General features: G+C 62.6%; 1 protein-coding gene. It reads left to right on the top strand.

Annotation, left to right across the window (positions count from 1 at the left end):
• A partial coding sequence (locus tag ACYP33_RS20715; protein WP_459623729.1) for a CoA-transferase occupies positions 1-297 on the top strand: 297 nt, incomplete at its 5' end.
• Positions 298-348: the final 51 nt, after the last annotated feature.

The following is a 348-nucleotide window of genomic DNA, read 5'->3' as shown; positions in this document are numbered from 1 at the left end:
TTCGGCGAGAACCACTACGTGCTGGAGCCGTCGCTGACGGCCGATGTCGCGCTCGTGAAGGCCTGGAAGGCCGACAAGTCGGGCAACCTGATCTATCGCCGCACCGCGCGCAACTTCAACCCGATGTGCGCGATGGCCGGCCGCATCACGGTGGTGGAAGTCGAGGAAATCGTCGAGAACGGCGAGCTCGATCCCGATCACATCCACACGCCGGGCATTTTCGTGCAGCGTCTCGTGCTGAATGCGACGCCGGAAAAACGTATCGAACAACGCGTCGTGCGCGCGAAAGGAGACTGACATGGCCTGGAATCGTGACCAGATGGCTGCGCGCGCGGCCAAGGAACTGCA

It is taken from the genome of Burkholderia sp. 3C (assembly GCF_054589155.1).
The sequence above is the reverse complement of the archived record's forward strand: the minus strand, read 5'-3'. Positions and strand labels throughout refer to the sequence as shown.